The organism is Atribacteraceae bacterium (genome assembly GCA_035477455.1).
In the GTDB taxonomy this organism is placed as follows: domain Bacteria; phylum Atribacterota; class Atribacteria; order Atribacterales; family Atribacteraceae; genus DATIKP01.
The window spans coordinates 1-14,273 of record DATIKP010000020.1; the positions used below are offsets into that span (position 1 = coordinate 1).

At 56.8% G+C, this 14,273-nt stretch carries 14 protein-coding genes; 8 read left to right on the forward strand and 6 right to left on the reverse strand.

The annotated features are described in order from the left end of the window. The first annotated feature begins 86 nt into the window (after positions 1 to 86). Genes VLH40_00990 through VLH40_01000 form a run of 3 tightly spaced genes read left to right on the forward strand, consistent with a single transcriptional unit; the run spans position 87 to position 1,571 of the window. The gene (locus VLH40_00990) at positions 87 to 608 is read left to right on the forward strand and encodes a putative metalloprotease CJM1_0395 family protein (protein HSV30583.1); all 522 of its coding nucleotides are present in this window, start codon (positions 87 to 89) and stop codon (positions 606 to 608) included. Beyond that, positions 605 to 1,072, forward strand: a complete 468-nt coding sequence (locus tag VLH40_00995; protein ID HSV30584.1) for a cupin domain-containing protein — start codon at positions 605 to 607, stop codon at positions 1,070 to 1,072. Before VLH40_00990 ends, VLH40_00995 begins: the two co-directional genes overlap by 4 nt. Then, positions 1,062 to 1,571: a pyridoxamine 5'-phosphate oxidase family protein gene (locus VLH40_01000; GenBank protein ID HSV30585.1), complete on the forward strand. Its 510-nt coding sequence runs from the start codon at positions 1,062 to 1,064 to the stop codon at positions 1,569 to 1,571. Before VLH40_00995 ends, VLH40_01000 begins: the two co-directional genes overlap by 11 nt. A gap of 25 nt (positions 1,572 to 1,596) precedes the next feature. Here VLH40_01000 and VLH40_01005 read toward each other — a convergent pair whose 3' ends face one another. Both VLH40_01005 and VLH40_01010 read right to left on the reverse strand, forming a co-directional pair. Continuing rightward, positions 1,597 to 1,800 carry a hypothetical protein gene (locus VLH40_01005; GenBank protein ID HSV30586.1) on the reverse strand — a complete coding sequence of 68 codons (204 nt, stop codon included), beginning with the start codon at positions 1,798 to 1,800 and terminating at the stop codon, positions 1,597 to 1,599. Positions 1,801 to 1,811: 11 nt separating this feature from the next. After that, positions 1,812 to 4,097 (reverse strand): methyl-accepting chemotaxis protein, encoded by a 2,286-nt coding sequence (locus VLH40_01010; GenBank protein ID HSV30587.1) that lies wholly within the window; start codon positions 4,095 to 4,097, stop codon positions 1,812 to 1,814. A 180-nt stretch (positions 4,098 to 4,277) separates the two neighbouring features. Between VLH40_01010 and VLH40_01015 the strand changes: the two genes are divergently transcribed. The 5 genes from VLH40_01015 (at position 4,278) to VLH40_01035 (ending at position 8,981) form a co-directional block, all read left to right on the forward strand. Next, a complete protein-coding gene (locus VLH40_01015; protein HSV30588.1) occupies positions 4,278 to 5,183 on the forward strand; it encodes a lysophospholipid acyltransferase family protein in 906 nt (301 codons plus the stop codon). 47 nt (positions 5,184 to 5,230) lie between these two features. Continuing rightward, positions 5,231 to 6,259: a low-specificity L-threonine aldolase gene (ltaE, locus tag VLH40_01020; protein ID HSV30589.1), complete on the forward strand. Its 1,029-nt coding sequence runs from the start codon at positions 5,231 to 5,233 to the stop codon at positions 6,257 to 6,259. Between the two features lie 160 nt (positions 6,260 to 6,419). Continuing rightward, on the forward strand, positions 6,420 to 7,028 hold the full coding sequence (locus tag VLH40_01025) for a hypothetical protein (protein HSV30590.1): 609 nt from the start codon (positions 6,420 to 6,422) through the stop codon (positions 7,026 to 7,028). Between the two features lie 40 nt (positions 7,029 to 7,068). Continuing rightward, positions 7,069 to 8,106, forward strand: a complete 1,038-nt coding sequence (locus VLH40_01030; protein HSV30591.1) for a uroporphyrinogen decarboxylase family protein — start codon at positions 7,069 to 7,071, stop codon at positions 8,104 to 8,106. Between the two features lie 125 nt (positions 8,107 to 8,231). Further along, entirely contained in the window at positions 8,232 to 8,981 is a 750-nt protein-coding gene (locus VLH40_01035) for a hypothetical protein (GenBank protein ID HSV30592.1), read from the forward strand. Positions 8,982 to 9,250: 269 nt separating this feature from the next. Here VLH40_01035 and VLH40_01040 read toward each other — a convergent pair whose 3' ends face one another. The 4 genes from VLH40_01040 to VLH40_01055 form a co-directional block, all read right to left on the reverse strand. Next, positions 9,251 to 10,000 carry an SDR family oxidoreductase gene (locus VLH40_01040; protein HSV30593.1) on the reverse strand — a complete coding sequence of 250 codons (750 nt, stop codon included), beginning with the start codon at positions 9,998 to 10,000 and terminating at the stop codon, positions 9,251 to 9,253. 206 nt (positions 10,001 to 10,206) lie between these two features. Next, positions 10,207 to 10,686, reverse strand: a complete 480-nt coding sequence (locus VLH40_01045; protein HSV30594.1) for a RidA family protein — start codon at positions 10,684 to 10,686, stop codon at positions 10,207 to 10,209. A 21-nt stretch (positions 10,687 to 10,707) separates the two neighbouring features. Beyond that, on the reverse strand, positions 10,708 to 11,268 hold the full coding sequence (locus VLH40_01050) for a CHRD domain-containing protein (GenBank protein HSV30595.1): 561 nt from the start codon (positions 11,266 to 11,268) through the stop codon (positions 10,708 to 10,710). Positions 11,269 to 11,495: 227 nt separating this feature from the next. Continuing rightward, a complete protein-coding gene (locus VLH40_01055) occupies positions 11,496 to 14,153 on the reverse strand; it encodes a PAS domain-containing protein (protein ID HSV30596.1) in 2,658 nt (885 codons plus the stop codon). Positions 14,154 to 14,273 lie beyond the last annotated feature (120 nt).

A 14,273-nucleotide genomic window follows, 5' to 3' on the forward strand; every position in this document is an offset into this window, starting at 1 on the left:
TGCCAGATGAGGCGGGGCTGATGGCAACGGGGTCTTGCTGAAGTGAGTTTTTGCAGCAAAATCAAAGCAGAAATGGATGGTCAACAGTGCAGATCACCCGTCAGACCTCCTCCTGGAACACGGCCACGCTTCCTGGCTCGGGCAACCGAGTGCTGAGGGAAGCCCTGCGGATGGGCGAGGGTATTTCCGATAGGACCCCCTCCAGGCGGGACCTCTGCCTGGAATTGATCCGCCAGGTCCAAAAGCTGAAGGCGATCGAGAACCGGGTCATTGCCCACGAACGAGCCCACCAGACTGCCGGTGGCCTTTATGTCGGAGCGGCGGCCCGTTACATCTACCAGCGGGGCCCGGACAACCGGAGGTACGTGGTCGGGGGGGAAGTATCTATCGATACGTCTGAGGAAAGCAACCCCGCCGCCACTATCCGTAAGATGGAAAAGGTCCAGCGGGCGGCGCTGGCCCCGGTCGACCCCTCGCCACAGGACCTGGCCGTGGCAGCCCAGGCTACCCTGTCCATCGCCCGGGCCCCCCAGGAACTCAATAGACAGAAAATTCGTGAGCAGGAAAGCGGAAAATACACCGCTGGTATCCCTGGTGGCCTGGAATGAAGCCTGACCAGATAACCCGTGCCCAGCTGATCAAAGACCTCGCGCACTGCCCGGAGATTGTGGCCGCAGACGCGACGTTCCTTTACGAGCTCCTCCATCCCGAGCGGGACCGAATCGATATCCGGTACAGTCTGGCGCGCGCCAGTCTTCCTGTTGGACAGAGTTCCCTCCCCCATCGCCTCCAAACCTCGGAAGTCTACTATATTCTGGCCGGGCGGGGGTTAATGACCATCGCCGGCGAATCTAATCCAATCCAGGCCCACCAGGCCATCTACGTCCCACCGGGCGCGATCCAATTTTTGGCCAACATCGGGGATGAGCCCCTGGTTTTCCTGTGTATCGTCGATCCGGCCTGGCAGCCTGAAGATGAAGAAGTCCTTGTCTGCCGGCCGGACGATAAAGAACTCGGGAAAAAGACCTGTGTATACGAAGACCCAGGTAAAAATATGTCGGATGGGATCTGAGGTAAGCATCCTGAGAAAACACGAGCTGGAAATAGATGATCCCCGGGAAATCGAAGAAATCCTCCGCCGAGGCCGCCTGCTCCACCTGGCCTTGAGCCAAGGAGATACACCCTACTGCCTGACGGTGTGCTACGGCTTCGTTCCCGGTTTTCTCTATTTCCACTCTGCTCAGGAGGGAAGAAAAATCCATATCCTGAACAAAAATCCCCGGGTCTTTTTCCAAGTGGTGATCGAAACGGCCATACGCGAGGCGGAACTCTCCTGCGGTTGGTCGGTCCAGTACCGTTCAGTGGCCGGAGGCGGTACCGCCCGATTCCTGAAAGAGGAACGGGAAAAGGCCAGAGCGCTTGACATCCTGATGCGGCAGTATTCGGCGAAACAGTATCGCCACCCACCCGAGACCCTGGAACGGACTGCGGTAATCGAGATTGCGATCGAGAGCCTCAGCGGGAAGAAGTCCCGCCCCGGAAACCGGGGGGAACTCCTCCCGCTGTTATAAATCTGTTTTCGCTACCTCTCCTGGGTTAAAGCCGGCTACGTTCCCCAGAAAGCTCTCTGGCCAGAAGTCCGTATTCTCCGGCGATTCCCAGAATCCCCGGTACAACCCAGCGGATAACCATGGCTCTCCCGGCGTCGGAGCGTTGGGTCAAGCAGGCAACCAGGCGAAAATCCGACCCGGAAACCCATCCGCGGCTCGACCGCGCCGGCGAGATGGGTGCCGCAGTCATAGCTCCGCCTTTCAGACCTTGAATCGATTGATCAGCTTCTGAAGATCCTGAGCCATCTCAGCCAGGGCTTCGCTGGCCGAGGTGATCTCCTCGAGCGCAGCGCTCTGTTCTTCCGTGGAGGCGGAAACTTCTTCGCTCCCGGCCGCGTTTTCTTCGGATACCGAGGCCACCGCACTAATGCTTTCAGTGATCTGGGCGATATTCTGGGTCACTTCGGTCACCTGCCTGGTATTGTCTTCAGACAACGCTTCGATCTCTGTTGCGCTCTTGATCAGAAGATTCTGGGCTTCCCGGGACTTCTCAAAAGTGGAGGCGAGACTTGCCAGGCCGGTGATGGACGCCTGAACGGCGAACAGAATATTGGCGAAACTCCGGGTCACCTCCTCGCTGTGTTTGACCCCCTCTTCCACCCGAAGCGTGGCCTTGTCCATGCTGGCTACCGCCTGTTGGGTGTCTCCCCGGATCTGGGCGATCAACCGGGCGATCTGCTGGGCGGCCTGGGCCGATTCCTCGGCGAGTTTACGCACCTCCTCGGCTACCACCGCGAACCCCCGGCCCGCTTCCCCGGCCCGGGCGGCCTCGATGGCCGCATTGAGAGCCAGGAGGTTGGTCTGCTCGGCGATCCCGGTGATCATCTCCACGATCTTGCCGATCTCCTGAGAGCGGGTATCCAGGGTCTCCACCGCCCGGGATACTTCTCCGGCCACCGCGGCGATGGAGTGGATGTTGCCGGTGAGGACCTTAAGGAGTTCCTGACCTTGTTCCGCCTCCCGGCGACTGGTCCGGCCCTGTTCCCCGGTCGTTTTCATGGCCGACTCGATTTCGGCCAGGGAACCAAGGTTGTCCGCAAGACGCTCGCGCATTTCCTGAATCAAAACCAGATTGCGGGCAGTCATGGCGTTCATGGTTTCCGATTTCCGGGTAATCTCCCCGGCCTGCCGGTTCACCTGGTCGAGTTCCTGGCTTTGCTGGCTGGAGCCCTCGGCAATCTGGCTGATGGTCTTGGTCACTTCCTGGGTGGCCCTGGAGACCTCTTCGACGGATGAAGAGAGTTCTTCTGAGGAGGTGGCGAGCGTCGAGGCGCTGTTGATCACACCCTGCACCACCTCCCGGAGATTGCCGACCATTTTCTGGAAGGCCCGGTTGAGAATGCCCATCTCGTCCCGACCCTTGACCTGGAAAAAAGCCACATTCAAATCGCCTTCGGACATTTTTTCCACGACCCGGGTGATGCCTGCCAGAGGCCTGCTCAGGCGTGCCGCCACCATAAGCACGATCCCGACGATGGTCAAGATCAAGAAGCCCGCAATCACCAGAGTTCTATTGAAAACCCGGTCCGCTTCCGCGAAAACCTCGCCCCGCGGAACGATCGTCGAGAACATCCAGGGCGTTGCGCTTCCGCCAACAAAAAAGGGTACAAAGCTTTTCTGGGTATACTGTTTGAGATCCTCCGAATATTCGATACCGGTATACACGCGGCCGGTTTTCATAATCGCCAGGATTTCCCGGTCTGATCCATCCCGGGCTTCTCCCCAAGGTTCACCGATCCGATCCGGATGGGGATGAGTGACCACGGTCCCCGCTGCCGATACCAGTCTCCCGAACCCGGAATCAAAAAGCCGAATCCCGGCAAAGCGGTCCTGAAGATACTCCGTATCCAGATCGATCCCGACCACGCCCAGCACCCGGCCCTGGTCGTCTTTCACCGGAACCGCCAGGGAAACCATAAAAACCACCCGGTCCCCAATCGGATATTCATAAGGCTCGGTGATCACTTCATTCCCGGAATCGCGGGCCAGGAGATAATAATCACCCGCCCCGGGGACTGTGTAGTCGACCAGAGGCGCGAGGGCGATCTCGCCTTCTGCGGTGCGGTGCCAGAAGGGGATAAAGCGACCGGTCCGGTCATGGCCTTCTGCGTCCCGGAAGTCGGCATCCCGTCCATCGAGAGCGTCCGGCTCCCAGCCGGCCCAGACTCCCAGAAACTGTTCGTTTCGTTCGAGAACTTGCCGCAGCATAATATTGAAAGAATTCCGACGGGCTTCCGCCGGGATCTCATCATAGCCGGCAAAAACCTGGGCCAGGGTCCGGGCGGCATCCATGGCTGTTTCCAGCACATTCTCCGCCTCAAAAGCGTATTTTCCCGCTATCAGTTCCATTTGCGCTCTCGCTTCGTCCTCGGCCAGACGCCGGTTTGCCATCGTCCCGAGGACAACGAGGAAGATAACCACCCCAACCACCGGTAACAAAATATAGACGAGTAATTTCAGTTTCAGGTTCAACGCAAAATATGCCATATTCAAGCCTCCCGATCAGAGATTGGATTAAATTGCCATCGATCAGAGCTTATTAATCGGCAAGAAGGGAGATTTCTTGAGGATGGTCCCGTAAAATTCCCTTAACCTCCATCCAGTCGCCGCTTCGTTAAAGCCATAGTATAATGGCTGGACAACTTAAACTATACCGGCGAGGGCGTAATGATCCTTCTTTCTTTCTGCAAGCGTATGGAAAAGAACCTGATCTGGCGGGTGGTCACGCTGCTGCAGTTCGTCAGCGCTCACTTGAGTGACCGCCAACGCCGGCACTTAGGAAGAGTCGTCGGTGAGGTTTTTTATTTTTTTTCCCGGCGGCGGGCGGAAAAAGCCGCGGGCCGGTGCGCGCGGATACTGGGTCTATCCAGAAGCGAGGCCAGAACCACCATCCGCCGGTCCTACGAAAACCTGGGTATCAGTCTCCTCGAAATCCTGGCTTTTTCCGGGAAAGACCTGGCCTTTTTCGAGAAGCGCCTTTTAATTCAAGGATTACCCCATCTCGAACAGGCCCGGTCCCGGGGTAAGGGCGTGATCCTTCTCTCCGCTCATATCGGAAACTGGGAGATGGCCGCCGCCTGGCTGGGACAGCGGGGGTTCCCGGTCAAGGTGATCGGAGCCCGCCAGAGCGATCCGCGCCTGACCGAACTGATCGAGCGGATCCGGAGAAAATGCGGGATCCGGACCCTGTGGATGGACGCCGGTCTGCGCCCGGCGCTTTTTTGTTTGCGGAAAAATGAACTGCTGGGCATCCTTTACGACCAGGACGGCGGACCGCAGGGAATCATCGTACCATTTCTGGGTTTCCCCGCCCGGACGGCCATCGGTCCCCTGCGGCTGGCCCTGACCACCGGAGCGGCGATTCTCCCCCTCTTGATCACCCGGAACCGGGCTGATCCGACCCGACACATCCTGGTGTTTTTTCCGGCCCTGGAGATTCGGCCCGGGGAGAAGTCCGAGATCACCCATTACGGCCGGATCTGTAACGATCTCATCAGTGACTGGATCCGGCAATACCCTGATCAATGGCTCTACGAGGGATGGCTCTACGACCGCTGGATATGCACGCACTAATGTATCTTGGTCAAGACGACTTTACGCATAAGGAGGGAGTGCAATCTATGAACCGATGGATCGATCTACGCAGTGATACGGTGACCCGACCCACCGAAGCGATGCTTGAAGCGATGCGCTACGCCGAGGTCGGTGACGACGTTTATGGTGATGACCCGACCGTCCAGGAACTGGAACGGAGAAGTGCGGCGATGCTGGGCAAGGAGGCCGCCCTCTTTGTCCCCTCCGGGACTTTCGGAAATCAACTGGCCATCCTCACCCACACCCGGCGGGGCGATGAAGTGCTCATCCCGGAAAGTAATCATATCGTCGAGCACGAATGCGGCGCGCCGGCGGCCCTGGCCGGGGTTCAGCTCCGCACCCTGCCCGATGACCGGGGACGGGTAGAGCCTGATGACCTCGCCCGCCTCCACCGGATAGAAGACATACATTATCCCCGGACCGGGCTCGTCTGCCTGGAAAACGCCCATTCTTCCGGAGCGGTGGTCCCCCTGGAAAACATCGCCGCCGTCGTCCGTTTTGCCCGTTCGCTTTCTATTCCTCTCCACCTGGACGGCGCGAGAATTTTCAACGCCGCCGTCGCTTTAGGTGTTCCGGCCGAAGTTCTCGCCCGCGACGCCGACTCGATCATGTTTTGCCTCTCCAAGGGACTGTGCGCCCCCATCGGGTCACTGCTGACCGGTAGGGAAGAATTCATCCACCGGGCCCGTAAAATACGGAAAATGCTGGGCGGGGGGATGCGCCAGGCCGGATACCTGGCCGCGGCTGGGCTGGTCTGCCTGGAGACCATGATCGACCGGCTCGCGGAAGACCACCTTAACGCCCGCCATCTGGCCGAGCGGCTGGGCGGGATCGAGAGGATCGAAATCCTGCGCGATCGCCTGGACATCAATATGGTCTTTTTCCGCGTCAACCACTCAGCCTTCTCCTCAGGCGAGTTGGTCCGTTTTTTGCTTGCCGCGGGAATCAAGATCAACCCCCCCGACCGGGGAGTATTTCGCCTGGTCACCCACTACTGGATCACGCCGGCGGATATCGACTGCTGCGTCGAAGCCGTCCGACGTTTTTTCTCCTGACCCGCTCACCCGGTCCCCGGCCTCGCCCATGCCCAACGCGGCGATAGGACAATATCACATTTTTTATAAACCGACCCCTTCCAGTTGTCAGCGGGAAAACCATTAGACTACAATACTTTAGGAAGAGAATTATATAAAATCATGATAGGGAGGGAAAACTATGACCAGGATGCATCTCGCCGATTCATTCCAAACTCCGTTTACCATGCTGGGGCAGGCCCCGGTGATCCTGATTCCGTCGCTTCTGGCTAGCATAATCGGTCTGGTTCTCAGTCTGGGGTTTCGCGGGTTGTTTCTGACCGGGTGGGGCTGGCCCGTTATCGTGGCCTCGCTCATCGGCTCCCTGGTGAACCTTTTCGCTATAGGCTGGACGACCTATTTGATCCAGGACCTCCGGGTGGGAAACAAACCGAACTTGTCATACGGCTGGGCAGCCCTGTCCAGACAGATAAGTAACCTGTGGGTCACTTATCTGATCGTCGCAGTCGTGATCTCCATCGGAACCCTGTTTTTCATCGTCCCGGGGCTCTTCCTGGCCGCCCTGTTCCTGATGACCGTCCCGGAAGCAGCGGTAACCGGCCATACCTTCGATCGGTCCCTCCGGTTTTCCTTCCGGTTCCTGTTCAACGAGGGGAACTTCCTGGCGGTCTTTCTCCTGGTGCTGGTAGGATTCATCCTTACGCTGGTCCCTCTGATCGGGTTCTTTGTCGGTAATCTTTTTTACTCCATCTGGATACCGTACGCGTTCCTGAAATACGGAGCATCATAAGCGGCTTGTTGCGAGAAGTTCGCAACGAAAGGAAAGAGCCATGATGAATTCTTACGAACGAGCGGTCGCCACCCTCGAGGGAGAAATTCCGGACCGGGTACCGACCTTCGAACTGCTGGTCGACCAAAGCGTCATCGAGCGGGTCACCGGCAAAAATGATTATATGGATTTCTATGAAGCGGTGGGTCTGGACTTCGTCCTGACCGGCACCCCCTCCAAGCTGTACGAGGAAAAACCGATTGATGCCACCCGGGGGATCTATGTCAACGAATGGGGAATCGTCCGGCAATACGGAGAGGAGACGGTCTCCATTCCGGTCGGCGGGCCGATCAAGGAGCCGAAAGATATCAATTCCTACCGTCCTCCGGACCCCTTTTCGCCAAAACGTTACGAACAGCTCCAGACCCTCCTCCGGCGGTTCAAGGGGAAAAAACTGGTCGGCATGCATCTCCACGATGCCTTGAATTACCCGTATTACCTGCGCGGTATGGAAAATTTCTGCATGGACACCATCGAGCATCCCGAACTGGTGGAAAGGCTGGTCCGGATTTCGGTAGACCACAACATCGCTATCGCCGAGCGGGCTATCGACCTGGGAGCCGACTTTATCATCCTGGGTGACGATTACGGCAGCACGGCAACCACCTTGCTTTCGCCCCAGACTTTCCGTCAATTCATCATTCCCGGGTTACGGGAAGTGGTCGGGGCAGTCAAGACCAAGGGAGCCTATTGCTTCAAGCACTGTTGCGGCAATATCAACGCCATCCTCTCCGATATCGTAAATACCGGGATCAACGCCCTACATCCCTTCGATGCCGCAGCGGGGATGGACATCCTGGCCGCCAAGCACCATTACCCACACCTTACCGTTATGGGGGGGGTTAATTGTGCCCACCCCCTCACCGACTACCCGGTCGCCCAATTAGTGCAGGAAGTCCGGGAAACTCTGGAGCGGATGATGCCCGGCGGCCGGTATGTTCTGGCTTCCAGCAACAGCCTCCACCACCGGGTGAAGGTGGAAAACGTCCTGGCCATGTGGGAGACCGTGCAGAAATACGGAACGTACCAACCCGGGTAAGAAAAATGGAAAAAGCTTAAAAGAAACCGGCCAATACAGTGTAAAGATTCCGCGGTGATTGCCGATATACTATATATATGTAGGTTAAGCATCGACTTCAAATCTATCGATGGGAGGCTTATCCGATGCGTACATTGTTTGTCCTCACATTGGCGCTTATCACCATGGTTGTTTTTACCACGGGTTGTCAACCCGGGGGAAATCAGCTAACTTTAGCTCGCTACAGCCAGATCCGGGGGGTAGCCGTCGTTCCGTCATCCCCCCTGGTACGATCGACCAGTCCAAACTCTGATGAGTTCTTTGCCGGAGCGGAAGTGAAAATCACCGATCCTGCCACCGGACAAACCATCGCCGTCACCACAACCGGAACAGACGGCAGCTTCACGGTGCTGGTGCCGGAGGGTGGCCCCTACCTGATCACGGTTTACAAGGGAAACGTCGCGATAATGCACTTCATCGCCGAAGTTGATGGCGGCGTGCAAATCGACATCGGGATCATCGACGCTAATTCGACGGCCCTGGCCTTGATCACACTGAGAACTATGGAGGAAGTTGAAGAAGTCGAGGACAAAGTTGACGACGAACATGGTGAAGATTATGAGTACGATGAAAATCTGGGCGCTGCGGTAGCTGAATTAGCCAGAGACATACGTAACGCGATTCTTAATGAGATAGATATCAATATAAGCGCCGCTATCAGGGATAAAGTCGATGCGCTTGTCCAACACATACTGGCTCATCATAATCTCAGCCCCAACAGCGATATCCCCGCCGCAGTCAGCGGCTGGGCCATCAATAACGGCAATCCCCCCGGTCCTCCGCCCTGGGCCGGGGAGGGAGATGAGGATGAAGACCCCGCAGAGGAGATATCCTGAACATAGATTGCTGAAGACACTCTTGATTTTGCTGCAAAAACTCATTTCAGCGAGGCCCCGTTGCCCTTAGCAACGCCTCATCTGGCATTTTCTTGCACGCATCAATGACCACGTCTGGTTGCAGTGATGCTGAAAAGGCCATCCTTGGCCTTTTTACTTCGAAAATGCGGTGATTTCGGCGGCTGGTTTAGGCAGCTCAGGCCCAGGCTTCCTTCGTTCTTTTGCAGCAAAATTACTTATGGCAGTAGAATCAATTTTCTATTATTCCATTACTGCGGGGCGTCTTCCGCGAGCGAGCCGAACAGAGTTTCCCAGTCCGATACCCGGGGTTCGTCGGTTCCGACCACTTCAAAGGTGATATTGCGCGCACCCGGTTGCCACAACGACTGGATACAGACCTCGGCGACATCTTCCCGGCTGATCATCCCGTCGACCCGGTCTCCCTGACTGAAGACCAATTCCGAAAACCCGCCCTGGTCATCGAGCAAACCCCCGGGCCGGACGATGGTGTAGGAGAGACCGCTGGCAAGAAGCGCCTCTTCGCCCTTCCGCTTCCATTTCAACACTTTTCCGAAAAGGTTCAGGGAGTGAAAAGGCTTCGTGACGCCAAGCGAGGAAACGAGCACGAAATGTCCGACCTGGAACTCCCGGGAGACTTCCACAAGATTCGCTACCCCGAGGTAATCAACGTATTTCGGACCGTCCGGGCCTCCGTAATGAGGGCTTCCGGCGGTGCAGAGCACCGCCCGGACCCCCCGGACTGCTTTAATCAGCGTATCGACATTATTGAGATTGCCAGAGAACGCCGGAAAGGTTTTTTTAAAATACATTTGGGCTTTCTTCGGGTTCCTGGTCAGGAGGCGGATCGAGTATCCCCGGGCAGAGAGCTTCCGAACCAGCAAACGGCCGGTTCGACCGGTTCCTCCTACTACCAGCAATGGTTGGTTACGTATTTCTTCTTCCTCTTCCTGGATCTTTTTTTTCTGCCAGGGCTGGAGATCTTCTTTATGATTAAACAATTTAGGCCACACCGCTACTCACCATCTTTCCGGGTATCCAACCCACCGTTACCAGAAATACACCGGACAGAGCAGGTGGATCGGGCTGGGATCGCCTCGCACAACCAGTTTATCTTACCACAGCAACCGCAACGCGGACTACCCTTCCAAGCCTTAGTCCAGGCTGGTGGCTGGCTGGTAAAACGCGCCCGGCGGACAGGTTTTTTTCAGCGGACGAGAGAAATATGGTTCACTGTGACCAAGAGTTCGATCTCCACCGGTGCGCAGAGCGGTAAGGAAGCGACTCCTACCGCGGAGCGGGCATGTTTCCCCGCTTCACCAAAGAGGTCCACCAGGAGATCGGAAGCTCCGTTGAGCACTTGTGAATGTTCGTGGAAATCTTCGGCGGAAGCGACGTAGCCAGTAACCTTAACGATCTGTTCGATCAATTCCAAATCACCGATTACTAAATGGAGGACGCTGAGACCGTTGAGGACACACACCCGGGCGGCGCGGGCCGCCTCCTCGATCGTGCAATCCCGGCCCACCTGGCCCTGGATAAGGAGCCTTCCGTCGACGAGCGGCAGTTGTCCGGAAGTAAACACGAAAGGACCGGCGATGACCGCCGGGCGGTACGCCCCCACCGGGGCCGGTACTACCGGGAGCACAATCCCCCTGGCCTTGAGCCGGTCAGCAACTGTTTTCATATCTCCACACTCCTCCGGATTTTACCGTCCCTCAACAGGTTCGGACTTCTCTTCCTCCGGCCAAACCCAAACCGGCTGGACCTGACCCCGGATCTCTCCGATTTGCCGGATCAGAGTATCGACCTGGACGAAGGCACGTCCCAGGTCCATCTCCTCCCGGACGTCCTGAAGCGTCCGACCGGCGAACGGTCCGACTAGCTCCTGGGCGGTGAGCGCACGCTCAACCAGCACTCCGCTGAACCGGCCCGGATAGCGCAGGGGCGCCGGCGGCGGGGCGGCGGGGAAAAGCCAAGCCAGAACCGGCCCCCAGCGACCCGGCCGTCCCTGACGCAAGTGAACCATCAGGACATCGGTTATGTCATACACCTCCAGCCGATAGAAAAGCGCTGAGTAATCCTCGGCAAACCAGAATGTGACCCGGCCGGTGGCGGGCGTTTCCTGGGGAGGGACAGCCTCTTCTCCGGACAATATGGCCACATAGTCACCCGCCGGGCGTTCCAGGACCGGTATGAAAGCGCGACCCGGAATACTATAGACCAGCACAAGGGTGATACTCACCACCAACCCGACCATTTTACGCATTGGGGCCACCTCCTTATCAACAGCCACGGTGTAAGGGGAACGACCAGGGGAAAGTATTTTTACCGCTTTGTTCCTCACCACTGCAAGTTCATCTACCACCGAATAGCTGGAACGTTTCCTCTGATCCCGAATTATTCGTCGAAGTTCTCCATAATTTTATAAAATACCTTTAGAAAGTTGGGATCGAACTGCCGGCCCGCTCCCTGTTCCAGTTCCCGTAGTACTTCCTAAAGAGATGCCGGCGGCTTGTACGAGCGCCCACTGGTCATGGCGTCAAAGGTATCGAGGATAGCGATGATCCTGGAAAGAACCGGGATTTCCTCCGCCTTGCGACCATAAGGGTACCCGTCTCCGTCCCAGCGCTCATGGTGGGCCAAGATCGCTTCGGCGATTGGCGCCAGTTCCGACGAGACGCGGGCGATCCGGTACCCGATCTCGGGATGTCTGCGAACCTCCTCCCATTCTTGGCTGGAAAGTGTTTCGGCCTTGCCGAGAATGTGCCGGGAAACCGCCACGGTCCCCAAGTCGTGGAACCGAGCGAGCATATCCAGTTGACCGATCTCTTCTTCGGATAGAGCGGCGGCTTGCCCCATCTTTCGGGCCAGAGTCCGCATTCGGAGGGCGTGCGCTTCGTTCTCCTGAGTTTTTTCCTGAAACAGTCGCTCCAGAGAAGCGATGAAAGCCCGACGGACTTCGCGCGTCTCGGCGAGCCGGTTCTCGAACATCCGGTCTTCGGCCAGGCGGATTATATCGGCGTAGTCCTCTTTTCGGTGATTTTTCACCGCATATCCCAAGGAAAGGGAGAGCGCCACCGGGTCAGGATCGGCTTCCCGAAGGGCCGTACGTATCCGGTGCACGATATCGGGCACTTTCTCCAGGGGCGTCTGCGGAAGGAGAATGATAAACTCGTCGCCGCCCCAGCGGGCAATGATGTCTTCTTCCCGGCACGTGTTTTTGAGCACTTCGGCGATGCGTTCCAGGAGCCGGTCGCCTTCCCGGTGGCCAAAGACATCGTTGACCAGCCTCAACCCGTTGACGTTGCCTATCACCACCCCAAGAGGAAACTGGCGAGGGGTATTGAGGCGGCGGAATTCTTCCTCCAGAAACACCCGGTTGTACAGGCGGGTCACCGGGTCATGGAAGAGTAGGTATTTAACCTGTTCTTCGGCCCGTTTCTGTTCGCTGATGTTCCGGTTGACACCGACCAGCCCAATAATTTCCCCCGCCTGGTCTTTCAGGAACACCTTGGTGGCCAAAAACCACTCTCCACCGGGCAATTTAATTTCCCGGTGGATTGCGGGCAATCCCTCCTCAAGCAACCGGTGATCGTCGCTGCGGAGCGTCCGAAACAGGGCGGGAGGCAAGAGAGACCGATCGGTGCTCCCTTTAAGGGCATCCAGCGAGGGGAAATTGAAAAAATCTAGAAAGGCCGTGTTCGCCATCGCGTAGTGGCCCTGCAGATCCTTGCTGTAGATCTGATCGGGTATGGCGTCGATCAGGGTCTGGAGCAGATTCCGCTCACTGGAGAGCAGAGTGTCCATTTGTTTTCTTTCAAGGATATTCGACAGGATTTCTCCAACCAGTTGCAGCAAGACGATATGCTTCTCCGTCCATTCCTTCTCTTCATAGACCGTATCGAACCCGATGAACCCAACCAGGTGTCCCTGTAAAGCCAGCGGAAACACCAGCACTGACCGGCAGGACTGGGACAGAAGAAGGGCCTTTTCCGCCTGCGCTTCGGGAGGAAGGGCGGCCACGCGCGGTATATGGATCACCTCCCGGGACTGGAGCTTGCCCATCCCCCAGGGAAAGAGGTCCGTGGAAAGGTTTTTCAACCGGTTGATTTGGGGGGTCACGCCCCCCCGGCACCATCCATGGGTATTGTTCACAATACGACAATGTTCATCGGTAAACTGGAATACATAAGAACGGTCGACTTCTTGAAATTCACCGATGGCGCAGAGCAATTTTTCAATCCCCTCGTCGACCCTTTCGAGGGGGAGGTTAATGAAAATGGTTGCCAGCATCAGGACCATTTTTTCAAAATCCCGGTGCTTGAGAAGGACGTCTTCCGCCTTTTTCCGTTCGGTAATGTCCCGGCTGATCCCCACCAGGCCCACGATGTTGTCAGCCGCATCCCGGAGAGGAACCTTAGTCGAGAGAAACCAGTGCATTTCCCCGGTTTTTCCGTTCCGGATCACTTCTTCCTTGTTGACCAAGGGAGTCCCATTCTCCATCACTCGTTGTTCGTCTTCGTAAAATTCGCGGGCGGTTGCCGGAGGGAAAAAGTCATAATCGGTCCTTCCCAGGACCTCTTCCGGACCGGTCAATCCCAGCACGTTCAGGTGCACCCGATTAGACGTGATGAAACGGCTTTGCCGGTCTTTGATGTACACCAGGTCCGGGAGGTTCTCGATGAGGGTTTGTAGAATATGGACATTACGCTCGGCCAGGATGATACTTCCGGAAAAATCATTCCAAGTCGCGCGATACCGAGATTCCGCCACGGTCCGGGCGATTTCGTTCACTGTCTTGCCAGCTTCGGAAAAAGTCAAGACCAGGCACCGGTCTACATCTTCCGGGCGCAACGGCGTACAGCTGACATCGACCATCCGGGATACTTCTTGGGAAGGGGAGCGGACCGAAACTGCTTCAATAAACGTTCCGGCTTTCTGGCTACTCCGGGCGGGCCTGTTTTCTTGCATAAATCTGCCCAACTGTTCTCCGAACACAGCGCTCACCGTCTGACCGTTTACCAAATCCGGTTCGAATCCGAAAAACGAGAGTCCGGCCGAATTGACGAAAATGACTTCGTCCATGAGGGAAACGAGGCTGGCTGGCTGCGGGAAATCTTCCAAAAAATCCAGAAACCCGGATAATCGCATGCCGAGTCTTCCCCCCCCCTTTTTCCGGTGTGCTGGGTCATTGGATATTATCCGGGCACAGGCAAAAAATCCTGAGTTAACCGATCGGATTATTTTGTTAGTATATCAAACGTGATTCCG